Origin of the sequence: Streptomyces racemochromogenes (genome assembly GCF_039535215.1) — a bacterium.
Taxonomy (GTDB): Bacteria; Actinomycetota; Actinomycetes; order Streptomycetales; family Streptomycetaceae; genus Streptomyces; species Streptomyces racemochromogenes.
In genome coordinates this window covers 136922-159875 of record NZ_BAAAWT010000001.1, presented here as the reverse complement: position 1 = coordinate 159875, position 22954 = coordinate 136922, and the positions used below count along the sequence as shown (strand labels likewise).

The following is a 22954-nucleotide window of genomic DNA, read 5'->3' as shown; positions in this document are numbered from 1 at the left end:
AGTAGGTAATTTACCTCAAGGTAAGTTCGTGCCACGGCGACCTCTGGAGTACCTCCATGGACGGCACCACCACCCGCCCGGCTCCCCAAGCGCGCATCCGCTCCTGGTGGGGCTGGGGCTGGGCCGACGAGCACCCCGCCGACGCGGAATGCGTCGCGATGGGGGCCCTGCTCCCCGGAACCCTCGCCCGCCCCCTGCCCGTTCCCGACGTACGCGACCTCGTACGCGGCCGCCGCCTCGGAGCCCCCGCCGTCCAGCCGCCGGCCGCCCTCGCCCACCTGCTCACCGCCGACCCCGCGGACCGCGCCGCCCACGCCATGGGGAAGGCCTACCGCGACGTGGCGCGCGCCCTGCGCGGGCAGCCCGGCCGCATCCCCGACCTCGTCGCCCGCCCCACCGGCGAGCAGGACGTGGCCGACCTCCTCGACTGGGCCGGCGGCCACGGGACGGCCGTCGTCCCGTACGGCGGCGGCTCCTCGGTCACCGGGGGAGTGGAGTACCGCGGCGACACCCACCGGGCCGTGCTGTCCCTCGACCTGACCGCCATGCGGCGCGTCCTGGAGGTCGACACCGAAGGGCGCGCCGCCCGCATCCAGGCCGGCGCCCTCGGCCCGGACCTGGAAGCCCAGCTGCGCCCGCACGGCCTGACCCTGCGCCACTTCCCGCAGAGCTTCGAGTTCTCCACCCTCGGCGGCTGGCTCGCCACCCGGGCCGGCGGCCACTACGCCACCGGACCCACCCGCATCGACGGCTTCGTCCAGTCGATGCGGGTGGTCACCCCCGTCGGCACCAGCGGCTCCTGGAGACTGCCCTCCTCCGGCGCGGGCCCCTCGCCCGACCGCCTCTTCCTCGGCTCCGAAGGCGCGCTCGGAGTCATCACCGAGGCATGGATGCGACTCCGGGAACGCCCACGCCACAAGGCCTCCGCGGCCGTGTCCTTCACGGACTTCCACGCCGCCCTCCGCGCGGTGCGCGACCTCGCGCAGTCCGACCTCTCACCCGCCAACTGCCGCCTCCTCGACGCGGGCGAGGCGGCCCTGTCGGGCGCCGCCCACGACGGCTCCTGCGTCCTCGTCCTCGGCTTCGAGTCCGCGCACGAACCGGTCGGCGGCTCCCTCGCGCGCGCCCTCGACCTGGCCCGCTCCCACGGCGGCCGCCACGACGCGGACACCGGCCCGGCCCCGGACCGCGGCCCCGACGGGACACCGGGCGGCGACGCGGCCGTCGGCGCCTGGCGCGCCGCCTTCCTGCGGATGCCCTACCTCCGCGACGGCCTCGTCCGCATGGGCGCGGTGGCGGAGACCTTCGAGACGGCCGCCACCTGGGACCGCGTCCCCGCCCTGATCGACGCCGTACGCACCGAGGTCGGCGCGGCCGCCCTGAAGGCCACCGGCCACCCCGCCACCGTCAACTGCCGCCTGACGCACGTCTACCCGGACGGCGCGGCCCCCTACTTCACCGTCCTCGCCGCAGGCCGGCCCGACGACGGCGTCGCCCTGTGGGACGACCTCAAGGCGGTCGCCGCCGAGGTCCTGCACCGGTACCGCGCCACCATCACCCACCACCACGCCGTGGGACGGGACCACCGGCCGGGCTACGACCTCCAGCGCCCCGAACCCTTCGCCCTGGCCCTGCGGGCCGCCAAGGACGCGCTCGACCCCCGCGGCATCCTCAACCCCGGAGTCCTCGTGGGCTGACGGGCCGCCGGCCGCTCGCCCGATCGGCGGACCTATTCCCGTACGCGGGGCGTCGCCGCCCGGAACGGATACGGATGTCCCCGGCATCCGGCCTCCGGCCCCGTCGTCCCAGGGAGACTCCGATGAGCTGCATCAACCGACGCGACCTCGCACTGCTGGCCCTCCGCACCGGGACCGGTGCCGTGCTCATGGCACACGGCACCCAGAAGCTGTTCGGCTGGTTCGGCGGCGGCGGCCTGGAGAAGACCGCCGCCGCCATGGAGCACATGGGCTTCACCCCCGGCCGGCAGAGCGCCCTGGCCGCCGGACTCGGCGAGACCGGCGGCGGGGCCCTGCTGGTCCTGGGGCTCGCCACCCCGGCAGCCGGCGCCGCGGCCGCGGGCGCCATGGCCGGCGCCGTGTCCGTCCACGCCCCGGCCGGCTTCTTCGCGCAGTCCGGCGGATTCGAGTACCCGGCGTTCCTGGGGTTCACCGCGGCCGCCATCGGCCTTGCCGGCGCGGGCCGCTACTCCCTCGACCACGCCACCGGCCACACCTTCGACCAGCGGTGGATGCTCGTGCTGGCCTTCACCGCCAGTGCCGTCGCGGCGGCCGCGGTCGTCGCCAAGCGGGCGAAGGGCCGGCCGGACGGCGACGAGGACGCCGTCTGACGCGGTTACCGGAGGGTCTGGAACGAGTCGCGAGCGGTGAAGTGGTACAGGCCGACCTTCGGCTTGACGACGGGGCCCGGCGTGGCGAGCGGCAGGCTGACACCGTCCGCGTTCGGCATGTGGTAGCCGTCGGCCAGGACGTTGATCTCGTCGGCGACGGGCCCGCCCGCGCCCGACGGGTCGAGGTCCACCGCCGCGTACGCGGTGGCACCCGGCCGGACCGGGTGCGCCGGACCGCCGATGCCCTCGGGCGGCGTCGCCTGGATGCCGAGGGCGGCGCCCTTGGCGCTGAAACCGACGGCGGGGTGCAGGTCGAGCCCGCAGCTGGTGGAACCGTTGTTGGTCACCGTGACGACGCGGACCGTGGCGGGGAAGCCCTCGGGCGCGGTCACCTTGACGGTGAGGTTCCGGGCGGAACAGGGGTGGGTGTAGGCGTAACCGTCGTCGGTGCCCGGGCCCCCGCTGCCGCCCGGGCCCTTTCCGTCGCCGCCCGCGTCGGCCTCACTCGCGGGGGCCGCCGGCGTCCCGCTGCGGGACGGCGACGGCGACGGCGACGCCGACGGCGCGGGTGGCGCAGCGGTGGGGGAGGACGGAGCTCCCGGGCCCGCCGTGGGCGCCGCGCTCGAGTCACCGCCCTCACAGCCGGTCAGGCCGAGGACGAGCCCCGCGAGGGCGGCCAGGGCCGCGGAACGGCGCCGGTGGATGCGCATGATGGAACTCCCCGTGTGTGCTTGCGTCCGGGAACCGTAACCGGTGCACCGTACAAGGGAGTCGACCGGGTGCGGCGACACTCCGGGGCGCCCCGCCGCGCGCTGCGTTCGACATCGGCGGCGGCGCTTGCCACAGTCGTCACCGTGCCCTCCGCCCCACGCCTGACACTGCGCCCCTACGCCCCGGCCGACGCCGGAGCGGTCCTGTCCCTGGTGAACGCCGACCGCCTCCCGGGCCAGCCGGGGGCGACACCGGAGATGCTCCGCGAGGCCCTCGCGGGCCGGTCGCCGATCGACGGGGACCGGTGGGCGGAACTCGACCCGCCCGCCACCCACGTCGCGGCCGGACCCGACGGCACCGTCCTGGGCGTCGTCTCCTGGGCCCGGCGGCCCGAGGACGCCACGGGCCTGATCCTGTGGCTGCACTGCCGGGAGGACCCGCGGGCCGCCGACGCGCTCGTCGGCACGGCGCTCGCCGCCCTCGGCCCGCGTCCCGTCGAGGCCTTCCGGCTGGCGACCGCCCTGACCCGGGGAGTGGAGGCGCTGCCGCGGGCACACCGGGAGGCCACCCACGCGGCCCTGGAACGGGCCGGCTTCCACGGCGGGCCGCGGTGGCGGTACCTCCTGGTCGACCTGCCCGCGCCGGACCTGCCGCGCGCCGCACGCGTACGCACCGTCCCGGAGCCCGGCGACAGCCACGCCCGCCGTCTCGAGGTCCGCCAGGGTGCGGCCGCCGCCGAGGCCGAGGCCGTGATCGGCCTGCCCGTCGAGGGCGCCGGCGCACTGTGGTGGATCGGCGTCCGGCAGCCGTCACGCCGCCGGGGCATCGGCCGGTCGCTGCTGGGTTCGGCACTGGACGTCCTCGGCGCGCACGGCGCCCGCGAGGCCTTCCTCTACGTCGAGACGAACACCGTGCGGGGCGGCGAGGACGACCGGACCGCGGCCACCGCCCTCTACCGGTCGGCCGGGTTCCGGGAGGTGGACACCCTCCACTCCTACACCCGCCCGGCGCCGCCGCCCGGCTGTCAGTTGCCCTTGCCGAGCCGGGCCGCCGCCTCCGTGGCCACCTCGTAGGCGCCCGCCTGGGAGGGGTCCAGCCCGCCGTCCGCGGGTGCGTGCCGGACGGCGACCACCACGTTGCCCTGGCGGAACCACACCTCGCTCGTCACCCGGCCCCGGCTCGGGTTCCGGATGCGGGAGAACGCCTCGTCGCCGAAATCGGACAGCTCCGCCGTCATCGGGCCCGTCTTGCCCTCCGACTCCTCCTTGACCCGACGGAAGTCCGCCCGCGCCCGCGCCGTCCCCAGCCGGGTCACCCGCACCTCCAGGACCGGCTGCGGGTCACCGCCCGGGTCCGCCCAGGTACAGGCCGACCCGGCCTCCACCCCCTCCGCCCGCCCCGCCACCAGCCGGGCCGTCCCCGCCGTGACGAGCGAGCAGGGACGCGGGTCGGAGGTGAAGTCGCCCCGCCGCGCCAGGTCCGGGTACAGCCAGAGACCGACCGCCGCGACGGCCCCGGCGGCGGCCACCGCCAGTACGAGGCGGCGGGTACGACCGGGACGGGGAGGGGACACCATGCCGGCAGCGTAGCGGGACCGGTGCCCGCCCGTCGCCGTCTCATCCGCTTCCCGTGGCCAGGGCGACCGGGCGCACCGCGTCGCCGGTGCGGGGCGTTTCGTCAGGGTCCGCGCAGGCGGATGGCGAGGGCGGCGACGTCGTCGTCGAGGCGGCCCCTGCTGTGGTGGACGAGGTCCCGGTGGAGCGCCGTGAGCAGCTCGCGGGGCGGGGTCGGCGGCTGGCGGCGCATCCAGGTCGTCAGCGGGAAGAACTCGCCGTCGCGGGCGCGTGCCTCGGCGATCCCGTCGGTGTAGAGGAGCAGCAGGTCCCCGGGTGCGAACGCGTAACTGTCGACGCTGTAGTGATCGCCGATCAGCTCCGCCAGACTGAGCAGCGGGGAGGGGGCCGCGGGTTCGAGGACGCGGAGCTCTCCGCGGTTCAGGAGCAGGGGCGGGGGGTGCCCGCAGTTGAGGATGTCGATGTGCCCGCCGCCGTGCGGGATCTGGACGAGCAGGGCGGTGGCGAAGCGCTCCGTCGCTCCGTCGGCGGGGAAGGCGGCGTTGTAGCGCATGCTGCTGGCGTCCATCCGGCGCGCGACCTCGACCAGGTCGGTCTCGTCGTAGGCCGCCTCCCGGAAGGCGTTGACGATGGCCGCCGCCGCCCCCACCGCGGGCAGCCCCTTGCCCCGCACGTCACCGATGAGCAGCCGCACCCCGTACGGGGTGTCGGCCGCCTCGTAGAAGTCCCCGCCGATGCGCGCCTCCGCCGCGGCCGCCAGGTACAGCGACTCGATCGCGACGTCGCCGAAGCGGCGGGGCATCGGGCCCAGCACCACCTGCTGGGCCGCGTCGGCGACGAGCCGCACCTGGAACAGCGTGCGCTCGCGCTGGAGGCGCAGGTGGCTTCCGTACGCGGCGGCGACGGTGACGGCGATGATCCCCGCGGCGGTCCACCACGTGCCGAGGTCGGGGAAGACGAGGCTGAGGCCGATCATCAGGATCAGGCAGACCGTACCGAGCAGGACGGTGGGGAGCACCGGCCACATGGCGGCGGCGAGGGCCGGGGCGGCGGGCAGGAGGCGGCTGAAGGCCAGCTCCGGCGGGGTGGTGTACGCCAGGCTGGCGATGACGACGGTCAGGATGACCGGCGACAGCCGCACAAGCCTTCCCGGGCCGGGGCGCCGACGGGGCCGCGGCCGTCCGGACTCGATCACAGTTCACAGGATATCCACGCAAGGGGGGCGTAGCGCCCCGTGCGGCCGGTGGCCGTCCGCTCCCGGGGGCCGAGCAGGCGTCGAGCGGGGTGGCCCTGAGCCCGTCGCAGGCCGCGGTGGCGTCTCGTCGGGCGGGCGGTGGCCGGGGCCGGGCGTGCCGTGGAGCAGGACCTACGCCGCGGGTCCGCCCGGCGCGCCCGTGTGCCCCTCGTCGTGGCGGGAGCCCCTGACGGTCTTGGTCCTCTCCCGCCCGCCACCCGTACACCCGAACGGGCGCGGCCTCAGAAGGCGTCGATCTCCACGTGGCCGGTGGAGGCCGCGCAGACGCCCCACCGCTCACCGCTGCGGCGCAGCTCCAGGACCACCGCGACCCGGTCGCCCGTACGCGGCAGCAGGTCCACGTTCACCGCCGCCCGGTCCCCGCTCTGCGTGGAGGACACGATCCGGTGCCCGAAGGCCGGCGCGAGACGGCGGAGCGCCGCTACGGGATCCTCACCGCCGGCCGGACAGGCACCGGGGCGCCCGGCGGCCGGACCGGGCCCGTCGCCTCCCGCCGCGTCGAGGTAGGCGTCCACCGCCGCGTGCAGGGGGCCCGCGGCCGTCCCGCCACCGCTCGGGAGGACGGCCGCCACCACGATCCCCGCCACGGCCAGCGGCACCCCCACGGCCGACGCCACCACCCAGCCCCTCACACCCCGCACCGCCCCGCCCCTCCGTCGACGCCCTTCACCGACGCCGGAGACGCAAAGCCGCCCGCGGCCGTTCCCGCCCCGACCTTCCCGGCCGGGGAGGGACGCGTCAGCCGGCCGTCCCGCCGGCGTTGCGGATCAGCTGCCGGAGCACCCGAACGGTGGTGACGTAGTCCGCTTCGTCGATGCCCTCGTGGAGGGCGGCGCGGATCGCGGGACCGTTGCGCGAGAAGTCGACGCGGGCCCGCTCACCCTCCTCGGTGAGCCACAGCCGCCCCTCGTCGTCGCGGCGCAGCCAGCCGCGCTCGACGAGCACCGCGGACTCCGCCGCCAGGTCGTCCTCGGCCCGGATGTAGGAGGCCATGGCCTCCCGCAGGGCAGCCAGGGTCATCCCCTCGCCGTCGGGCGAGATGTCGTTCACCGACAGGTTCCGCAGCAGCCAGAACTGGGGCTGGGTGTAGCCCTTCTCGGCCTGCCGGGCGCGGGTGTACGCGATGAGCGCCTCGTAGGCGAGGCCGGTCACGTAGGCGGCGGGGTATGCGGCGAGCTCGTCGTCGGAGTCCTGCTCGGCCTCCGGACGCGGTGGTGGTGTGATCGTTCCCATCCGGTGATCTTGTCAGGGGCCCCCTTGAGCCTCGGTCGAGAACGCGTGGGGAACGGGTGGGGGCCGGGCCGGGGCCCGGCCGGGGGCGAAACGGGGGCCGGGGCCTCAGAGCGCCCGGCGCATGCAGGCCCTCGGCCAGCGGTCCAGGCCGTGGGCGGCTTCGAGCTCCCGGATCCGCCGCAGGCCGGGGGTGAGACGGGCCTCGTCCATGAGCCGGAAGCCGCAGCGCGCGTAGTAGGGGGCGTTCCACGGCACCCCGGTGAAGGTGGTGAGGGTCAGCGCGGGCGCGCCCTCGCCCGCGGCGTGGCCGGCCAGGTGCTCCAGCAGCAGCCGGCCGACGCCCTGGCGCGCGCTGCGCGGGTGCACCGACACCTGCTCGACGTGGAGGTTGCCGTCGACCCGGTCGGCGATCAGGTAGGCGGCCGGCTCGTCGGCGTCCGTGTCGTCGGCCGCGACCCAGGCCAGCCCGGCGTGGTGGTAGCGGGCGAGCTCCCCGAGGGGGAGCGGCTCGTCGTCGGCGATCTCCGGCATGCTGATATCCCGGAAGCACTGCCCGGCGGCCCTCTCGATGTCCTGGAGGAGCGGCAGCTCGTCCAGGCGTACGGCTCTGATGCGCATGCCCGCATTCTCCCGCGCGCGCCGTACGGGGTCACCGGACGGGTGCCGCCCCTGGGGCTCCGGTGGCGCTCACAGCCGCCAGTACTGGCCGGTGTAGTCGCCGCAGGGGTTGAGCACCAGGCCGACGCTGGGCGCCGGGGGCCCGCTGGTGTCCAGGCACAGGCCGCTGGCCGGGTTGCCGAACCGCCCGGTGGCGTTGTCGTGTTGCCATTGCTGGCCGGTGGACCGGCCGCACGGGGCGAGCACCGCCGCGACCCCGCCGGCGGGCTTCCCGTTCGTGTCGAGGCACAGGCCGCTGGGCGTGTTGGTGAGGCGCGCGCCGGTCTCGTCGTAGTTCCAGATCTGGCCCGTGAAACTCCCGCACGCGCGGAGCACCACGTTCAGTCCGGGACGCTGCGGGCCGTCGGTGTCGACGCACAGGCCGGTGGGGGTGTTGGATATCGCGCCCGTCGACGCCGAGGGCGGGGACGACGGTGCCGGAGGGGCGGCGGTCGTACCGGGCGCCGCGGGCCCCGTACCCGTAGCGGTGGACGGCGCCCGCGTGGTCGGAGGCGAGGACGGGGCCGTCCCCGCCGCCCGGCCCGAGGGGGCGGGCTCCCCCGAGGCCGTCGAGCGGCCGTCGCCGGGCAGTACCGCCCACAGGATCCCGGCCGTCAGGACGACGAGTGCCAGCCCCGCCGTCACGGCCGCGGTCCGCGCGGGGCGCCGTCCCGGCACCGGAGCGGGGGGCACCGCCCCTTCGGGTATCCGCCACGCCGCGGCGAGCACCGTGCCGACGGTCTCGGTGGGGAGTTCCGCCGTGGGAACCCCGCCGCCGGTCAGTTCGGCGAGCAGCTCCGCGGGCGCGGGGCGCTGCTCGGCCGATCTGGCCAGGGCCGACGTCAGCAGCGGCCCGAGGCGGGGCGGTACGCCGTCCAGGTCGGGTTCCTCGTTCAGGACCCGGTAGAGCACCGCGTCGGCCGGTCCGGTGCCGAAGGGGGGCCGCCCGGTGGTGGCGTAGGCGACGGTCAGGGCCCACGCGAACACGTCGGCCGCGGGACCGGCCTGCCCGCGGATCTGCTCCGGCGCCATGTAGCCCACGGTGCCGACCGCGACACCGGTACGGGTCAGTGCCGTCCCGTCGGCGGGCTGGGCGATGCCGAAGTCGATGACCTTGGGACCCTGCCCGGACAGCAGGACGTTGGCGGGCTTGAGATCGCGGTGCACGATGCCGGCCCCGTGGATCGACACGAGCGCCTCGGCGAGCCCGACGGCGAACAACCGCGCCATGTCGCCGCGCAGCGGCCCGTGTTCGCCGACGTACTCCGACAGGGTCGGGCCCTGCACGTACTCCATGACGACGTACGGGGTGCTCGCCTCGGCCTCGACCGCCAGCACCCGTGCCGTGCACGTCCCCTGGACGCGCAGCAGCGTCGCCGCCTCCCGCCTGAAGCGCGCCCGGAACCCGTCGTCCGAGGCGAGTTCCTCGCGCAGCCGTTTGAGGGCGACGAGCCGCCCGTCGGGACCTTGTGCCAGGTAGACGACGCCCATGCCGCCCGCGCCCAGCCGTCCGACGAGCGTCAACTCGCCGATCCGCTGCGGGTCCCCCGCTCGCAGCCCGCTCAGACCCACCTGGTTCCTCCCGCAACGTAGGGCAGTTCAGGCCCAGGATGCAGCAGACTCCGCCACCGCGTCATGGGCTTCCCGACGCGGTGGGCACGGTGAGGTCGGCGGGGTGGTCCCGACGCCGACGGCGGCCCCGCCGAGGAGCAGGAACCCGGGGGATCCCTCTGCGAGCGGGCCACGGGGAGGTTCGCGAGCACCGGCAGGCGGGCCGCCGCGAAGGCGCCGACCACGGCGTCCTCGGGCCAGCGACCAGCACCCACACCCTCAAGGCCCGCACGAACACCCTGCCGGCGGGCCCTGCACCGTCACTCCATGTCGAGGTAGTACAGCCCTGCCTTGGCGTCGGCGAAGAGGGTGAACTCGACCTGGGGCGTGCGGGGATCCTCGCCGTCGCCGGGGTCGACCTCCACGGGTTCGGCGCCCACGAGAACGAACTCGTCGTACTCGTCGAAGTCACCGGGGGTACCGGCGACGCCGATGCTGATCGGGGAGTCGTCGGGAACATCGGCCAGGGCGGAGCGCAGCTGCCTCGCGGTCCAGACCGCGGGAGCGTGATCGAACGTGTCTGCCATGCGCCGAGGGTAGTGACGCCCCCTCCCACGGCGGAACATGCCACGCCGGACAGTCCGGCGGCGTGCGGCAGAATGCGGACGCGGGATCCTGGAGGGGTGGGGGAGCAGAGGGCGATGGTCGGGCAGCCGTACGCGATCCGTCTGTCCCCGCGTGCCGCCGAGGTGCTCGCCGGGTTGCCCGGCCACGCCGAGGCCGCGGCCTGGGACGTCCTGGACCGGGCGTCCGCCGGGCCGTGGGGCTTTCCGCAGTGGGACGCGGGCGACCCCGAGGGCGAGGACGTGCGGATCGCCTCCGCGGGCGCGCTGTCCGTCGTGTACTGGGTCAACCGGCCGCTGCGCCGCCTGGCGGTCCTGGACGTGGTCTGGCTCGGATAGGCGGGGTGGGCGGGTTGCCGTCCCGCTAGGCCGTGTCTTCCGGATCTTGCCGGTCAAGCCCGCGTCTCCCTCAGCTACCGCTGGGAGGGGCCCCCAGGTGCCGTGCATCGGCGCGTTGGCGGGGCGCCCTTGTACTGGACGTACTCGGGTGCTCCGCCAACGCGGCGAGGTGCGGTGCCGGGCGGCGCGGGTCTGGGGGCACCTCCCAGCGGTAGCTGGGGGAGCAAGATCCGGAAGACACGGCCTAGGGGCGCTCCGCCGGGACCGGCCCGAGCGCGGGCCAGCGGTCGAGCATGCTCCGGCGCATGGCCGCGCCGAGGCCCCCCAGTCCGCCGAGCGAGCCGTGGCCCGCGGCCATCCCCGCGACGACCCCGAGCCGGTGGACGAGCCGCTGACGAGCCGTCGCGGTGCCCCACGTCCAGTCCCGTCGCGGAATCCGGGCCAGGTGGTCGGCCCCGTCACGATGGGCCCGCTCGACGAGCGCGTCGCCGCGCAGCAGCCAGCCGGCGCAGGCGTCGGTGAGGTCGCCCGGGGCTTCGGAGCCGGTCGCGGCGCGCCAGGCGTCGCGGTAGGCGTCCTCGGCCCGGCGCAGCGACGGCTCCGCGGCCGAAGTGACGCACCAGCAGGTGGGGAACCCGATGCGCAGGTAGGCGAGCTCCGTCATACCGCTGCCCAGTGAAGCCTGTTCGAAGTCGACGAACCTGACACCCGCGGCGGTGTGGAGGTCGTTGCCGGGGCACGGGTCCCCGTGGAGAAGGGCGTGCCCCTCCGCCCGGCCGAGCCGCTCCACGAGCTCGTACAGCTCATCGGTCACGCGGGGTGCGACGGGCACGTCCAGGGCCCCGGCCAGCCGCAGGAACGCGTCGGCGTCCGCCCGCCCCGGGCCTTGCCACCGGGGGAGTGCCCCGGCGTCCCCCGGGCCCGCCACCGCGTGCAGCCGCGCCAGGGCGCCCGCGTAGCCGACGATCCAGTCCCCGTCGGGCGGCCGGTGCTCCAGGTGCTCCAGCACCAGCACCCGTTCACCGGGATCGGCGGCCAGCAGCGCCGGAACCACGGGGGAGTCCCCCCGGGCGGCGAGCCGCAGCGCCGTCACCTCGCGGGCGTAGCGCTCGTCGGCGTCAGGACCGCCGACGACCTGTTTCACCACCACCGTCGCGTCCGGCAGGACGACCCGCCACACCCGCGAGCGCGGGCTGCTGCCCAGCCTGCGGGCGCGCCGGGGTGTCCCCAGTCCGGCCCGCAACCCGCTACCGAACGGGAGCCGCCGCCACATGCGCCCGTCCTCCCCGGTCAGCCCCGACGCCCACAACGGTAATGGTCTCCACGCCACTGTGCCCCTATACTCCGGCGGATGCAGTCCATAACGATCAGGCGTGCCGTCGCGCAGGACGCGGAGCGCCTCACCTCACTGATCCAGCAGTCCGGCGCCTACCGGGGGCGGTACGCCTCGATCGTCTCCGGCTACCGCCTCACCCCCGAATACGTCATGCGGCACCGGGTCTTCGCGGCGGTCGACACCACCGGCCGGACGGTCGGCTTCTACTCCCTCGTCCTGGACCCGCCCGAGCTCGACCTCGCCTTCGTCGCCGACGACGCGCAGGGGCTCGGGGTCGGCCGGCTCCTGATCGGGCACATGATCGGCCAGGCGGCCGAAGCCGGGCTGGCCGGTGTCCGCGTGGTGTCCCATCCGCCCGCGGAGCGGTTCTACCGGCGCATGGGCGCGGAGCGGGTGGGGACGGTCGCCCCGATCCCGCCGAAGGTTTCCTGGGAGCGCCCGGAGCTGCGGTTCACCGTCCCCCGCGAGGCGCCGGCGGCCCCGGCCGCACCCTGACGGCCCGCCACGAGGGCGTGCGATCTCCTCGTGGCGGACCGGCCCCGGACACGGCGTCGCACCCGGCAGGGCGGGGTTACCGCTACACCGGGTGCTGTGCGCCGCAGCGCGGGAGGATCATCCCCAGTCGGAGTCCGGCGGCTGGATCAGTGAACCCGCGGACACGACGTGGACGTCGGCCCGCTGCTCCACCTCTCCCATGGCTGCGCTTCCCCAATTGGTGCCGGCCGGACCACTGGCCGCCGCGACACCACTGAGTCCGGTGACCGCGAGGAGCGCGAGCAGCACGGCGGTGATGGTTGACCGGATGTTGATCGGTATCAAGGTGTTCCTCCCTTGGCCGGCCCGGCCCCCGCGGACGATGCGGGCAGCGGGGCCTTCTGCGCGCCACGGGCCCTGTGGCACGGATCAAGCCTCTACGGGGGGAAGGGCGCGATCAACCTTCGCGATACTGCGTCCACCCGCAGTTCAGGAAGAGGAAGACAGATCTGATGACGGAACGGGACATAGCCGCCGCCCCCGACACCTCCCGGCTGACCCCGGTGGAACTGCGCACCTACCGCGCGGCCCTGCGGGGCGAGGTGCTGCCCGACGACGAGCCGGGACTGGCCTCGCTCCTCGCCCGCGACATCCTCTTCCCCAACACCCACGAACCCGGTACGTACGTCCCCGCCCCGTCGCGCTACCTGGAGACCCAGCTCACCGACGCCGTCCTGAAGGCGCTCACCGGCGTCACAGCCGCGCTGGCCGCCGTCCCCGCCCACGTGCGCGAGCTCGAAGCCGAGCAGCAGCGCTACCACTACAGCCCCAGCCCGGTCGGGACGCTCCTGCTCCGCACGGTCCCGGAGGTCAACGCCGAGACGATACGCACCATCCAGTCCGCCGAGTCCGAGATCCTCACCGCCCAGCCCGGACACCGCAAACCCCAGGTCCTCAAGGGCGCGCTGCCGCGTGACCTGCAGGCGGCCCAGCGCGGCGTGACCGTACGGACGATCTACCGGACCAACGGGCGCAGCAACCCCACCCAGCGGGACTGGGTCGCCACCATGACGCGGGCCGGCGCCCAGGTCCGCACCCTCGGCGAGGACTTCCTCCGGTTAATCATCGTGGACCGCAAGCACGCCTTCTTCGAGGTCTACGGCGACGACGGCACCGTCCAGCCGGCCGCCGCCTGGTACACGCAGGACCGCGGCGTGTGCGCCGTGCTGGCCGCGCACTTCTGGCAGCAGTGGGAGCGGGCCGACCCGTGGCTGCCGGGCGAGACGGACTCGGGCGCGGCGAAGGACGACGGCGACACCAAGACCACGAAGATCCAGCGGACGATCGTACGCGGCATCGTGGCCGGCAAGAGCCACCGGCAGATCGGGGAGAACCTCGGCCTCAGCGAGCGCACCGTGACGGCCCAGGTATCCAAACTGCGCGAGGCGCTGGGTCTGGAGACGGTGCCCCAGCTGACGTTCTGGTGGGCGACGTCCCCCGAACGACTGCTCCCGTAAGGGCACCCGCACGGCCCCGGAGCCCCGAAACCGGTGAGTTCAAGCCAAAACCCTCGGGCGCCGCGCCCCCCGCCCGTCAGCCGCGCACGTGCAGCCCGAAACCCGAGCGGCCCGCCGGCTCCAGACCCTCCTTCAGGTGCAGCGAGGGGATCTCGTAGTCCCCGGAGTTCTGCCGCCGGAACGCGATCGGCTCGGTCGACTCCAGCGTCAGCAGGCGCCGCTCCCAGGCCCTGGCGGCCTCCGCGTACTCCTCGTCGCCCATCCGGTCGGTGCCGTACAGCACGAACGGCGGCAGGACCTCGATGCCCGGGTAGTAGAGGATGCCGTGCTGGATCGGGAACAGCAGGTCCTCGATCGGGCCGTTGACGCCCCGGGCCGCGTAGTGCGCCTGAGGGCCCCCGGCGGTCACCGACAGCAGCGCCCTGCGTCCCGCCAGGGTGCCCTCGCCGAAGCGCTCGCCGTACTTGGTGTCGCTGTGCTCGCCGACCCCGTACGCGAAGCGGTACGTGAACACCCGGTCCACCCAGCCCTTGAGGATCGCCGGCATCGAGTACCACCACAGCGGGAACTGGAAGATGACCGTGTCCGCCCACAGCAGCTTCTCCTGCTCGGCGAGGACGTCGGCGGTGAGCGTGCCGGCCTCGAAGGCACGGCCCGAGTCCAGCGCCACCTTCAGCGGACTGGAGGCGTCGGGGCCGTAGTCGCGGGCGTCCACGACCGCCTTCCACCCCATCGCGTACAGGTCACTCACCCGCACCTCGTGCCCGGCACCCTCCAGCGTGGACACCGCGAGGTCCTTCAACGCGCCGTTGAGCGAATTCGGTTCGGGGTGGGCGTGGACGATCAGCGTCTTCACGGGAACTCCTTCGGATCGGATGACCCCATCCTGGGCGCCGCCTCGGCCGCCGTTCAGGGACGGCCCTTCCGGCGGACCGGCCATCCTGGGAACGGCAGTACCACCCTCGCGCGCGCGGGGCGCGCCATACTGGAGGGCATGGATGATCTCGCGGGGTTCCTGCGGACCCGGCGCGCCCGGGTCGCCCCGGCCGCCGTCGGCATACCCGCCGACAGCCGCCGGCGGGTCGAAGGGCTGCGCCGCGAAGAGGTCGCGCACCTGTCCGGGGTCAGCGTCGACTACTACGTACGCCTGGAGCAGGGCCGCGCGACCCAGCCGTCCGAGCAGGTCCTCGACGCGCTCGCCCGCGTCCTCGGCCTCGACGAGACCGAACGCGGCCACCTCCACCGCCTGGCCCGGCAGCCCCGGCGCCGCGCCAAGGCACCGGGCGGACGGGTCCGGCCCGAACTGCTGCGCGTCCTCGGCCTGGTCGCCGAGGCGCCCGCGATGGTCATGGACCACCGGATGGACGTACTCGCCGGGAACCGCCTGGCCCAGCTCCTCTTCGGCCGGCCGATGCCCGGCCTGAACATCGCCCGGCACCTCTTCCTGGAGGAGGCCGAGTCCGGCCTCTACGCGGACTGGGAACAGTGCACCCGCGACGTGGTCGGACACCTGCGCCTGGCCGCCGGCGAACACCCGGAGGACCCCCGCCTGGCCACCCTCATCGGCGAACTGGCGATGGGCTGCGAACGCTTCCGCCGCCTCTGGGCCCGCGCGGACGTACGCGCCCGCACCCACGGCGTGAAGAGCTACCGGCACCCGCTGGTCGGGCTGCTGGAACTGCACCAGGAGAACTTCGCCCTGCCGCACGAACCGGGCATGGAACTCGTGGTGCTGTCGGCGGCCCCGGACACCCCGGCCGAAGACGGCCTCCGGCTGCTCGAGGCCCTGGACGCGGCCGCCCCGGACACCCCCTCCTGAGCGGGGACGGGCGCCCCGGTGAAAACCTCGTGCGGCCGTCCCGCGTGCCGGATATCTTGCCTCGTCCTGAACAGGCCCCGGGAGGTCCCACACCATGAGCAGTGCCACGCCGTCGTCCTTGCCCGAGCGGATCCGGCTGTCGGGGGAGGGGCTCGTCCTGCGCGACTGGACGGAGGCGGACCTCGCCGCGATGCCGGAGCTGTTCGACCACCCCGACATCGCGTACTGGACGCCGATCGTGTCCCCCTTCGACGAGGCGGCCGCCCGCACCCGGCTGGCCCGGGACCGGCAGCTGCGCCAGGAGGGCACGACCATCCTGCTCGCCATCACCGTCGACGGCGGCGCACCGCTCGGCGAGATCATGCTGCGCCGCGCGCCGGAGGGCATGGAGATCGGCTACGCGGTCGGCCCGGCGCACCGCGGCCAGGGGGTGGCGGCACGGGCGGTGCGGGTGATGGCCGCGTACGCGTTCGAGCAGATGGGCGCGGAGCAGGTGATCCTGGAACTGGAGGCCGAGAACGCCGCCAGCGTCGCCGTGGCGCAGAAGGCCGGCTTCGCCCTGCTCGACGTACCGCTGATCACGGGCGAGGAGAAGGGCCGGCCGTTCGTCCTGCAGACCTGGGGCCTGAACCGCCCCGCCTGACCGGCACCGGCTCCGCCCGCCCGAGATGTGCCCCGCGGGGAACCGCGCCACCATGGCTGGGAACGGCGGAGCCGGGAGGTGGCGGACGTGGACGAATCACGCAGGGCCTGGGTCATGATCGGCGGCGTGATCACCGTCGTGCTCCTGGACCTCGTCGCCATCATCCTGATGAACACCCTCGGCCGCTGACGCCCGATGTCGATCCTACTGCCCGGCGGCGGCGAGGTGCCGGGCCAGGGGGGTGGCCTGTGCCGTGGCGTCCGTGGGGGAGGAGAGGCAGACCGCGACCGCGAGGCGACGGCCCGCCCGGGTCCGGGCGGAGGACGTGGCCCAGGTGACCGAGGCCGAGGGGACCCACGCGCTCGACGAGTCGCCGAGCGCCGACTGCAACTGCTCCGCCGTGCGCTGCGAGACGGCACGCTCGGCCGGCACGGGCGTCCTGGGATCGGTCACCAGGGAGGGGCGCACCCGGTTGCCGCCGTTGGCGAGCACGGCCGTCACCATGGCCATCTGGATCGGGGTGGCCTTGACCTCGAAGAGGCCGTTGGCCATGAGGGCGAGCTGGGCCGGGTTCTCGGGCTTGCGCGGCCACGTGCTCTCGAAGGCGCGCAACGGCGTATCCGTCTTGTCCTGGTTGAACCCGAACGCCACGGCCGTCGATGCCAGTGCGTCGGCGCCGAGGTCGGAGGCGATGCGGGCGAAGACGTTCGCGCAGGCGTGGCGCAGGGCCGTCCGCAGGCTCGCGTCGGTGCAGTGGGCCGGATCGCCGGCGAACTCGGCCGTACTGTCCGCGGCGGTGTGGACGGCGGGGCTGCGCGTCGGCGCGTCCACGGATGCGATGAGGCCCTTCTCCAGGGCGGCGGCCGCGACGACGACGTGGACGGCCGACCCCGGGTTGTCGACGTGCCGGATGGCCCGGTTCGTCAAGGGCCCGTCGAAACCCTGGTCCTTGAGCTGGTTCCACGCCCGCTCGTCGCTCTTCAGGTTTCCGCTGAAGGAGTTCGGGTCGTACGAGGGCGTGCTCACCTGCCCGAGGATCCTGCCGGAATCCGCGTCCAGGACGACCGCGGCGCCCTGTCGGCCGCGCAGTCCGTCGAACGCGGCGCGCTGCACGGCGGGGTCGATGGTCGTGGCCACGTCCTTGCCGGCGTCGAGCTCTTCCCTGAAGACCGCTTCGAGCCCGACGGCGCCGAAGGCCATCGACCGGTATCCCGTGACCGGCGCGTACAACTCACCTTCGGTGTACGTGCGCTTGAACGGGGCCTTGGGAATGCCCGAGGCCTGCGAACCCGTGACGGGCCGGCCCGCCACCAGGATGTCGCCGAGACCTCCGCCCGGCTCCGGCGCGGGCGCCTTCGTCCCCGGCGCCGTCCCCGGCCGCTCCGCGGTGCCGGGCCGCGCGTCCGACGCGTTCGTGTCCCGCGCCCCGGGTCCGCATCCCGTCACGCACGCGGCCAACAGCGCGGAGACGGCGGTGAGTACGAGAGCGGGACGGCGACGAGACGGTGACATCCGATGATCTTAAGCCGGAAATCCGGCCGGCCCGCGCCCGCGCCCGCTCCTGCCAGGACGGGGCGCCGCCGGCTCAGGCGTCCCCGGCGGCTGACGGCACGTCACAAGGGCGCAGGACCATGTGGGAGTCCTCCAGCGCGGCCACCATGGCGAAGGGGAACCGGTCGAGTTCCAGGCAGAGCGCTACGTCGTCGGGGTGGGACCCCTCGCGTACGCCCTCCGCCAGTTCGGCCGCGGCGCGCGATGCGGCGGCGCGGCGCAGGAAACCCGCCGCGTCCTCCCCGGCCTCCGAGGCCCGCCCGGCGATGTACTGGGCGCACGCCAGATCCTCCTCGGCGCGCCCGTCCTCACCGGTCACCACGAACGTGACGCTGCCGCACCCGCGCGCCCGCAGGAGCCGCGCCGTCGCCTCCGCCACCACGAAGCCGGCGCACAGCACCAGCGACGCCTCCTTGACCGCGAGGGCGCCGACCGTACCCGCCGTGGTCTTCTGCACGACGGTCCGCCCGCCGAGGTCGGCAGACCGGAGCAGCCCCGGCGAGTTGACGGCGTCGAACCCGGGCGCCGGCGGGCCGTCCTTGAGCGCCACCCAGTCGGGGCGGCGGGCCTTGAGCGCCAGGACCTCGTCCAGCGACTCGGCGAGAACGATCTTCTCCGCCCCCCGGGCGAAGGCCCAGGCGGCCACGGTGAAGGCGCGCATGACATCGACCACCACCGCCGCGGACGGGGGTTCGGTCAGCTCGGGGATACCGAGGAAACGGGCGTCCATCCGGCCATGATCACCCATGACCGGACGTCGGCACCGGGACAGTGTCATGCCTCACACTCGACGGATGCGGGCGCGGCGGCCGGTGCCGCCCGCGCCCCCGCGTTAATTTCCCTACTGCTTCTTGAAGGACCGGATCTGGTAGTTGCCCATCAGGTTTCCGCCCGCGCCGCCCGGCGTGGATCCCACGCGCGCGTTGTAATTGGTCTGGGTGTAGTACTGGACCCGGTTGTTCTTTCCGTTCCACACGGACTTGACGTTCCAACCCCACTGGATAAAGGGGCAGTTGTCCGCCGTGTTCGCCTTCTGCGACTCGGAGAACTCGCAGTGCTCGCCGCCACCGTTCCAGTCGCTGTAGATACAGAAATTCTGGGAGTTGCAGTTGTACGCCGCAGCCGAGCTCTCGCCGGCGGCGGCGAGGGGCGCCGCGGCGAAGGCGAGGGCGATGGACAGGCCGGCGGCGGCAAAGGAATTCACACGGCGCATGACAGAAGTACCCCTTTGATCAATCGTGACCGGGGCAGTGCCCCGACAAATGATGGGGACGCGCGGAGAGGACCCGGAAAGAAGGACTGATCCGTCCCGGGCCTCATCAAGCATGGGGTGTACACCTGGGTCCGGCGAGGCAATTTCGCGTCAGCCGATGGCGGGATATCCGAATGCGCGGTCCGGCACCCCCCCGCGCCCCCCGCGCCCCCAGGCGTGGGCCACGCCGCGCCGGACCGCCGTCGGGTGAACCTGTACGCCGGATGGCGGCGAGCGCGGCGGCAGGAGTGGCAGCGGGTCCGTAGGCCCCGGAGGCTCGTGGCGGGAGACGAGCACGAGGGAACACGAGGGAAGGAGAACGGGCGATGCCGCAAGCCGAAGAGGAGGAGGAAGGCCGCACCGCGCGTCCCACCGCCACGGCGGCCGCCGGCCGCAGCCCGGCCCGCCACCTGAGGGCCGCGATCACGCGGACCAACCTGCTTCCCGCGTTCCTGGTCCTCACCGTGATGATGGTGGCCCTGTGGCTCACGGGCATGCCGTTCCTCCAGGCCCTGACGATCGCCACCGGCGTGAAGATCGCGGTGGCCCTTCTCGAACTCCGCCGGCTGCCCGGCCCCTCCGGGAACTGACGCACCGCCACCACCGGCCGCCCGCCGAACCCCTGCGCGTTGGCCGCCCACCGGAACGGCCGTAGATTGGGCCGGAGTTTTTGTGCGCGGAGCGCCGGACGGGAGGCCGGCCGGTGGAGGAGGGGAACGAGCACGTGCAACACGTAGTAGTCCTGGGCGGAAGCATCGCGGGGCTCGCGGCGACACGAGCCCTGCGCGGCCACGGCCTGGCGGTCACCGTCGTCGAGCCCGACGGACTCGCCACGACGGGCGCACGGGGCGGTGTGCCGCAGGGCGGGCAGCTCCACGCGCTGCTCGACATGGGCCGGACGCAGGCCGAGCGCTGGTTTCCCGGTCTTTCGAAGGACCTGGTGGCGGACGGAGCGGTCCTCGGGTCGGGCGACCAGATCCAGCTCTACGAGAACGGGACCCGCAAGGTCAGCGTTCCCGGCAACGAGCTGATCGGTGTGAGCCGCACCCTCCTCGAAGACCACGTCCGCCGGCGGACCGTCCTGGACGAGGGAGTCTCGGTGAGGGTGGGCAGGGCCTGCGGGCTGGACATCCGCAACGGACGCGTGACCGGTGTCCGCGTCCGCACCCCCGGCTCGGCCGACGTGAGCGTGGTGGCCGCCGACGCCGTCGTCGACGCCACGGGCCGGTCGAGCAGGCTGACGTCCTGGCTCGCGGCGGAGGGCTGGCCCGAGCCCCCGGCCGACCGCATGCGGATCGATCTGGGCTACGCCACCGCCCGCTTCCGCCGGGGCGACGAGCTGCCCGGCGTGAGCGTGGCGCACCAACTGCCCGGCGCCGCCGCGGGCGCCGGGGAGCAGCCCGACACGGGAGCCATGGCCGCGGTGGAGGGCGACCAGTGGATGGCGGTCATCGTCGCCTACGCCGAGAGGCGCCCTTCCCGTGACCCCGCGGAATTCCTGCGGCGCATGCGGGAGATGGAGGCCGCTCCGTTCGGCGTCGTGGCCGACCGGTGCGCGATGATCGGCGGGGTCGAGACGTACGGCATGTCGCACTCGCTGCGGCGCAACTGGTGGGCGCTGGACCGCCTCCCGGGCGGCCTGTTCGTGGCGGGCGACGCCGTGGCCTCCTTCAACCCCGTGTACGGGCAGGGGATGACCAGCGCCTTCCTGCACGCGTCCTGCCTGTCCGCCCACCTGCGCAGGGGAGCGGACCTCCACGCGCCGGCCCACGCCTACTTCCGCCACGTCAGGGTCGTCGTGGACGCGGCGTGGGAGGTCTCGACCCTCTCCGACCTGGCCCAGCCGCACGTCACGGGCCCCTATCCGCGGGGCTACCGGATGGCCCGGAGGATGGCGGACTGGATGGCCCGGGCCTCGACGACGGACGCGTGGGTGAACGAGCGGTTCCTCGACGTCGTCAACATGCGGCGCCGGCCGGCCGCCCTGCGGACCCCGGAGTTCTGGTGGCGCGTCGCGGCGGCGCTCCGGGCACAGGCCACCCAGCCGGGACGCTGAGGCGCCGCCCCCGGACGCCCGTGCCGCGATCCGGGCGCAGTCAGGCCATGTCGGGGACCAGCCGGCCCTCGGTGTCCACCCCCGCCGCGGCCAGGACGTCGGGGTGTTCGAGGTGGCGGGCCATGCGGACCAGGTGGGCGCGCTGGGCGGCCGGCTCCAGGCCGGCGCCCGGCAGCGGCCGGCCCCTCTCGCTCACGACGGGGGCCCCGCTCTCGGCGAGCGCCACCGCGCGCAGCAGGACCGCGGCGGCCGCGGCGGCGTGCTCCTCCTCCTGCGACCAGTCGGCGCCAGGGGCCGCCCGGCGGATCCGGGCGACGGGGGCGTCGCTGAAGTACGGGTACAGGCTGCGGATCCCGCTGAGGATGTCGGCCATACGCGTCACCAGGTGCCAGTCCCGCACGTAGACGAGGCCGAGCTGCGTGACCTGGTTGGGCTCGGTCAGCGCGATCCGGGGGTCCGGGCGGCGCGTCAGCTGCCACAGCGGGGCCAGCGCCAGGTAGTCCCGGCGGTCGGTGCGCCAGGCGGCGATAGCGGCGCCCGAGAACCCCCAGTTGATGATGATCGCTCCGATGGTCCCGGAGACCGGCCCGAGGCTGTGCAGGGGCTCCAGAGCGCGCACGCCGAAGGCGCCGGCGAGGGTGGCGGGTCCGACGCACGCCACGTAGCCGGCGATGAACCAGGTGGCGACGGCGATGTGCTGGAGGGCCCGGCGCAGCCGGGGGTCGTCCTGGGCGTAGAGGGCGTTGCGGCGGAAGCGCAGGGCGGTGGAGACCGACGCGTAGCCGAGGCCCAGCTGGAACGCGGCCAGCATCACCAGGGCGCCGGGGTCCCTGCCGTAGGCGATGTTGAAGTCCAGCGGGTGCGGCGCGTCGTCCAGTCCGCCGGCGAGGAACCCGCCGGTCATGGCCAGGGCGACGAGGACGTAGACGCAGAGCGGGAACGCCAGCACGTTCCGCTCGGAGTCGGGCTCGGCCACGGGCCGCCACACCAGCGACATGACGTGCGTGTGCGCGAAGAAGCCCAGGATGCAGAAGAAGACCAGCAGCTCGGCGAGGTTCGGCGCGCCCGTGAGCCCGGCGACGCCGCGGTAGACCACGGGCGTGGCGAACACGAACGCGCCCACCCCGACCGCGGAGCACACGGCGATCAGCCGCAGGGCGGGGGAACGTTCCCGCTGCCAGGCGACGAACTTCGCCAGGGTGGTGCACGAGGCTATCGCGGCGACGACGAGGTAGACGACGTTCGCAGTGTCTTCAGACACCGGTCCCCCTGTGGCGCAGGGCAGAGCTCGCCGATGTCGCCGAGTTGCCGCCGGTATTGGTGATCATGCTGACGATGAGCCGTCCCAGGGTCTCGGCCTCCCGCTCGGGCGGACTCTGGCCGTGGGAACGGGAGGGTTCGGCCCCGTCGAAGTACGTACGGGCCAGCATCATGCGGGCCACCTTCGGGTTGAGCGCGGGCGCCAGGCTGGCGAGCAGCTCGTCCTGGAGGTCGTGCCCCGCCGTCTGCGGATCGTGCCCGAGGAAGGCGTGCGCCAGTTCGTGGGCGATCACGAAGCTCTGCAGGATGCTCGGCGAGTCCTTGTCGACCACGACGATCAGTTCGCCCGGGCCCTGCAGGAGCCCTCCCGTGAGCGGGTACGTCAACGGCAGCTGGAGGATCCGGATCGGCATCCCGCAGTGCCCGGACACGGCCGAGACGACCTCGTCGATGGTCGGGTGCGCGGGCAGCCCCAGCCGGGAGCAGAAGGTGTTGCGCAACCTGCGCAGGGTACGGATCTCCCGGACCGTCTCCACGACGATCCCGACGGCTTTCCTGATTCCCGCCACGGCCGGCCTCTCCTCCCACAGGACCCGCGGCCCGACGCGCACTTCGTCCGGTCCACGGGTCTGCCGCATCGCTCGTGACCCGCCCCGCGTCCGCGGACCGCCCACTGTGACCCCACGGCAGCGTAAGGGAGCGGGCCCCGAATGACCGCCCGGGCTCCGGGCGGCGCGGCGCGCCCGGAGCCCGCCC

The 22954-nt window shown here is 74.3% G+C and carries 26 protein-coding genes; 10 read left to right on the top strand and 16 right to left on the bottom strand.

From position 1 onward, the window contains the following. The first annotated feature begins 56 nt into the window (after positions 1-56). Together ABD973_RS00860 and ABD973_RS00855 are read left to right on the top strand one after the other, a co-directional pair. The gene (locus ABD973_RS00860; RefSeq protein ID WP_345497668.1) at positions 57-1697 is read left to right on the top strand and encodes an FAD-binding oxidoreductase; all 1641 of its coding nucleotides are present in this window, start codon (positions 57-59) and stop codon (positions 1695-1697) included. Between the two features lie 122 nt (positions 1698-1819). Next, complete coding sequence (locus ABD973_RS00855) at positions 1820-2347, top strand: DoxX family protein (RefSeq protein WP_125823649.1); 528 nt, start codon at positions 1820-1822, stop codon at positions 2345-2347. Positions 2348-2352: 5 nt separating this feature from the next. Here ABD973_RS00855 and ABD973_RS00850 read toward each other — a convergent pair whose 3' ends face one another. Beyond that, the gene (locus ABD973_RS00850) at positions 2353-3057 is read right to left on the bottom strand and encodes a DUF4232 domain-containing protein (protein WP_125823650.1); all 705 of its coding nucleotides are present in this window, start codon (positions 3055-3057) and stop codon (positions 2353-2355) included. Between the two features lie 144 nt (positions 3058-3201). Here ABD973_RS00850 and ABD973_RS00845 point away from each other — a divergent pair, with 144 nt between their 5' ends. Continuing rightward, positions 3202-4131, top strand: a complete 930-nt coding sequence (locus ABD973_RS00845; protein WP_345497665.1) for a GNAT family N-acetyltransferase — start codon at positions 3202-3204, stop codon at positions 4129-4131. Here the strand turns inward: ABD973_RS00845 and ABD973_RS00840 are convergent. The 7 genes from ABD973_RS00840 to ABD973_RS00810 all read right to left on the bottom strand — a co-directional run bounded on the left by ABD973_RS00840 (position 4083) and on the right by ABD973_RS00810 (position 9915). Then, entirely contained in the window at positions 4083-4634 is a 552-nt protein-coding gene (locus ABD973_RS00840) for a hypothetical protein (RefSeq protein ID WP_345497663.1), read from the bottom strand. The genes ABD973_RS00845 and ABD973_RS00840 overlap by 49 nt on opposite strands. 101 nt (positions 4635-4735) lie before the next feature. Then, positions 4736-5827: a PP2C family protein-serine/threonine phosphatase gene (locus ABD973_RS00835; RefSeq protein ID WP_345497661.1), complete on the bottom strand. Its 1092-nt coding sequence runs from the start codon at positions 5825-5827 to the stop codon at positions 4736-4738. A 281-nt stretch (positions 5828-6108) separates the two neighbouring features. Continuing rightward, the gene (locus tag ABD973_RS00830) at positions 6109-6528 is read right to left on the bottom strand and encodes a hypothetical protein (protein WP_345497659.1); all 420 of its coding nucleotides are present in this window, start codon (positions 6526-6528) and stop codon (positions 6109-6111) included. A 97-nt stretch (positions 6529-6625) separates the two neighbouring features. After that, a complete protein-coding gene (locus ABD973_RS00825) occupies positions 6626-7120 on the bottom strand; it encodes a MarR family winged helix-turn-helix transcriptional regulator (protein WP_125823654.1) in 495 nt (164 codons plus the stop codon). A gap of 105 nt (positions 7121-7225) precedes the next feature. After that, positions 7226-7738, bottom strand: coding sequence for a GNAT family N-acetyltransferase (locus tag ABD973_RS00820; RefSeq protein WP_345497657.1), 513 nt, complete (start codon positions 7736-7738; stop codon positions 7226-7228). A gap of 69 nt (positions 7739-7807) precedes the next feature. After that, the gene (locus tag ABD973_RS00815) at positions 7808-9349 is read right to left on the bottom strand and encodes a serine/threonine protein kinase (protein ID WP_345497655.1); all 1542 of its coding nucleotides are present in this window, start codon (positions 9347-9349) and stop codon (positions 7808-7810) included. A 299-nt stretch (positions 9350-9648) separates the two neighbouring features. Further along, positions 9649-9915 carry a DUF6225 family protein gene (locus ABD973_RS00810; protein WP_125597671.1) on the bottom strand — a complete coding sequence of 89 codons (267 nt, stop codon included), beginning with the start codon at positions 9913-9915 and terminating at the stop codon, positions 9649-9651. A gap of 96 nt (positions 9916-10011) precedes the next feature. Between ABD973_RS00810 and ABD973_RS00805 the strand changes: the two genes are divergently transcribed. Then, the gene (locus tag ABD973_RS00805) at positions 10012-10290 is read left to right on the top strand and encodes a hypothetical protein (protein WP_241253499.1); all 279 of its coding nucleotides are present in this window, start codon (positions 10012-10014) and stop codon (positions 10288-10290) included. A gap of 244 nt (positions 10291-10534) precedes the next feature. Here the strand turns inward: ABD973_RS00805 and ABD973_RS00800 are convergent, their stop codons facing one another. Further along, a complete protein-coding gene (locus tag ABD973_RS00800; RefSeq protein WP_345497649.1) occupies positions 10535-11563 on the bottom strand; it encodes a phosphotransferase family protein in 1029 nt (342 codons plus the stop codon). 78 nt (positions 11564-11641) lie between these two features. Here ABD973_RS00800 and ABD973_RS00795 point away from each other — a divergent pair, with 78 nt between their 5' ends. After that, a complete protein-coding gene (locus tag ABD973_RS00795) occupies positions 11642-12121 on the top strand; it encodes a GNAT family N-acetyltransferase (RefSeq protein WP_345497647.1) in 480 nt (159 codons plus the stop codon). A gap of 117 nt (positions 12122-12238) precedes the next feature. On the opposite strand, the gene ABD973_RS00790 is transcribed toward ABD973_RS00795, so the two are convergent. Then, positions 12239-12445: a hypothetical protein gene (locus ABD973_RS00790; RefSeq protein WP_125597661.1), complete on the bottom strand. Its 207-nt coding sequence runs from the start codon at positions 12443-12445 to the stop codon at positions 12239-12241. 167 nt (positions 12446-12612) lie between these two features. On the opposite strand from ABD973_RS00790, the gene ABD973_RS00785 reads away from it, so the two are divergent. Further along, complete coding sequence (locus ABD973_RS00785) at positions 12613-13617, top strand: LuxR C-terminal-related transcriptional regulator (RefSeq protein ID WP_125823660.1); 1005 nt, start codon at positions 12613-12615, stop codon at positions 13615-13617. 76 nt (positions 13618-13693) lie between these two features. Here ABD973_RS00785 and ABD973_RS00780 read toward each other — a convergent pair whose 3' ends face one another. Further along, complete coding sequence (locus ABD973_RS00780) at positions 13694-14473, bottom strand: NAD(P)H-dependent oxidoreductase (protein ID WP_345497642.1); 780 nt, start codon at positions 14471-14473, stop codon at positions 13694-13696. Between the two features lie 138 nt (positions 14474-14611). On the opposite strand from ABD973_RS00780, the gene ABD973_RS00775 reads away from it, so the two are divergent. Together ABD973_RS00775 and ABD973_RS00770 are read left to right on the top strand one after the other, a co-directional pair. After that, complete coding sequence (locus ABD973_RS00775; protein WP_345497640.1) at positions 14612-15436, top strand: helix-turn-helix transcriptional regulator; 825 nt, start codon at positions 14612-14614, stop codon at positions 15434-15436. Between the two features lie 94 nt (positions 15437-15530). After that, the gene (locus tag ABD973_RS00770; RefSeq protein WP_125597648.1) at positions 15531-16079 is read left to right on the top strand and encodes a GNAT family N-acetyltransferase; all 549 of its coding nucleotides are present in this window, start codon (positions 15531-15533) and stop codon (positions 16077-16079) included. A 204-nt stretch (positions 16080-16283) separates the two neighbouring features. Here the strand turns inward: ABD973_RS00770 and ABD973_RS00765 are convergent, their stop codons facing one another. From ABD973_RS00765 to ABD973_RS00755, 3 genes are all read right to left on the bottom strand, one after another. Next, a complete protein-coding gene (locus tag ABD973_RS00765) occupies positions 16284-17591 on the bottom strand; it encodes a penicillin-binding transpeptidase domain-containing protein (RefSeq protein ID WP_345497635.1) in 1308 nt (435 codons plus the stop codon). A gap of 73 nt (positions 17592-17664) precedes the next feature. Further along, positions 17665-18360, bottom strand: a complete 696-nt coding sequence (locus tag ABD973_RS00760; RefSeq protein ID WP_345497633.1) for a 2-phosphosulfolactate phosphatase — start codon at positions 18358-18360, stop codon at positions 17665-17667. 111 nt (positions 18361-18471) lie between these two features. Continuing rightward, complete coding sequence (locus ABD973_RS00755; protein WP_125823665.1) at positions 18472-18843, bottom strand: peptidase inhibitor family I36 protein; 372 nt, start codon at positions 18841-18843, stop codon at positions 18472-18474. A gap of 365 nt (positions 18844-19208) precedes the next feature. On the opposite strand from ABD973_RS00755, the gene ABD973_RS00750 reads away from it, so the two are divergent. Then, complete coding sequence (locus ABD973_RS00750; protein ID WP_164721021.1) at positions 19209-19472, top strand: hypothetical protein; 264 nt, start codon at positions 19209-19211, stop codon at positions 19470-19472. 134 nt (positions 19473-19606) lie between these two features. Next, positions 19607-20938, top strand: coding sequence for an FAD-dependent oxidoreductase (locus ABD973_RS00745; RefSeq protein ID WP_125823667.1), 1332 nt, complete (start codon positions 19607-19609; stop codon positions 20936-20938). Positions 20939-20978: 40 nt separating this feature from the next. Here the strand turns inward: ABD973_RS00745 and ABD973_RS00740 are convergent, their stop codons facing one another. Next, entirely contained in the window at positions 20979-22199 is a 1221-nt protein-coding gene (locus tag ABD973_RS00740; RefSeq protein WP_345497629.1) for a DUF6545 domain-containing protein, read from the bottom strand. Then, positions 22192-22767, bottom strand: a complete 576-nt coding sequence (locus ABD973_RS00735; RefSeq protein ID WP_164721022.1) for an ImmA/IrrE family metallo-endopeptidase — start codon at positions 22765-22767, stop codon at positions 22192-22194. The genes ABD973_RS00740 and ABD973_RS00735 overlap by 8 nt, the downstream gene beginning before the upstream one ends. Positions 22768-22954: the final 187 nt, after the last annotated feature.

What these genes read in the sequence shown, in the direction of transcription:
- ABD973_RS00800 (WP_345497649.1), bottom strand. Translation starts at nt 11,563, where the DNA reads ATGTGGCGGCGGCTCCCGTTCGGTAGCGGGTTGCGGGCCGGACTGGGG.
- ABD973_RS00785 (WP_125823660.1), top strand. Translation starts at nt 12,613, where the DNA reads ATGACGGAACGGGACATAGCCGCCGCCCCCGACACCTCCCGGCTGACC.
- ABD973_RS00775 (WP_345497640.1), top strand. Translation starts at nt 14,612, where the DNA reads ATGGATGATCTCGCGGGGTTCCTGCGGACCCGGCGCGCCCGGGTCGCC.
- ABD973_RS00860 (WP_345497668.1), top strand. Translation starts at nt 57, where the DNA reads ATGGACGGCACCACCACCCGCCCGGCTCCCCAAGCGCGCATCCGCTCC.
- ABD973_RS00750 (WP_164721021.1), top strand. Translation starts at nt 19,209, where the DNA reads ATGCCGCAAGCCGAAGAGGAGGAGGAAGGCCGCACCGCGCGTCCCACC.
- ABD973_RS00755 (WP_125823665.1), bottom strand. Translation starts at nt 18,843, where the DNA reads ATGCGCCGTGTGAATTCCTTTGCCGCCGCCGGCCTGTCCATCGCCCTC.
- ABD973_RS00810 (WP_125597671.1), bottom strand. Translation starts at nt 9,915, where the DNA reads ATGGCAGACACGTTCGATCACGCTCCCGCGGTCTGGACCGCGAGGCAG.
- ABD973_RS00840 (WP_345497663.1), bottom strand. Translation starts at nt 4,634, where the DNA reads ATGGTGTCCCCTCCCCGTCCCGGTCGTACCCGCCGCCTCGTACTGGCG.
- ABD973_RS00820 (WP_345497657.1), bottom strand. Translation starts at nt 7,738, where the DNA reads ATGCGCATCAGAGCCGTACGCCTGGACGAGCTGCCGCTCCTCCAGGAC.
- ABD973_RS00770 (WP_125597648.1), top strand. Translation starts at nt 15,531, where the DNA reads ATGAGCAGTGCCACGCCGTCGTCCTTGCCCGAGCGGATCCGGCTGTCG.
- ABD973_RS00765 (WP_345497635.1), bottom strand. Translation starts at nt 17,591, where the DNA reads ATGTCACCGTCTCGTCGCCGTCCCGCTCTCGTACTCACCGCCGTCTCC.
- ABD973_RS00850 (WP_125823650.1), bottom strand. Translation starts at nt 3,057, where the DNA reads ATGCGCATCCACCGGCGCCGTTCCGCGGCCCTGGCCGCCCTCGCGGGG.
- ABD973_RS00825 (WP_125823654.1), bottom strand. Translation starts at nt 7,120, where the DNA reads ATGGGAACGATCACACCACCACCGCGTCCGGAGGCCGAGCAGGACTCC.
- ABD973_RS00855 (WP_125823649.1), top strand. Translation starts at nt 1,820, where the DNA reads ATGAGCTGCATCAACCGACGCGACCTCGCACTGCTGGCCCTCCGCACC.
- ABD973_RS00795 (WP_345497647.1), top strand. Translation starts at nt 11,642, where the DNA reads ATGCAGTCCATAACGATCAGGCGTGCCGTCGCGCAGGACGCGGAGCGC.
- ABD973_RS00760 (WP_345497633.1), bottom strand. Translation starts at nt 18,360, where the DNA reads ATGGACGCCCGTTTCCTCGGTATCCCCGAGCTGACCGAACCCCCGTCC.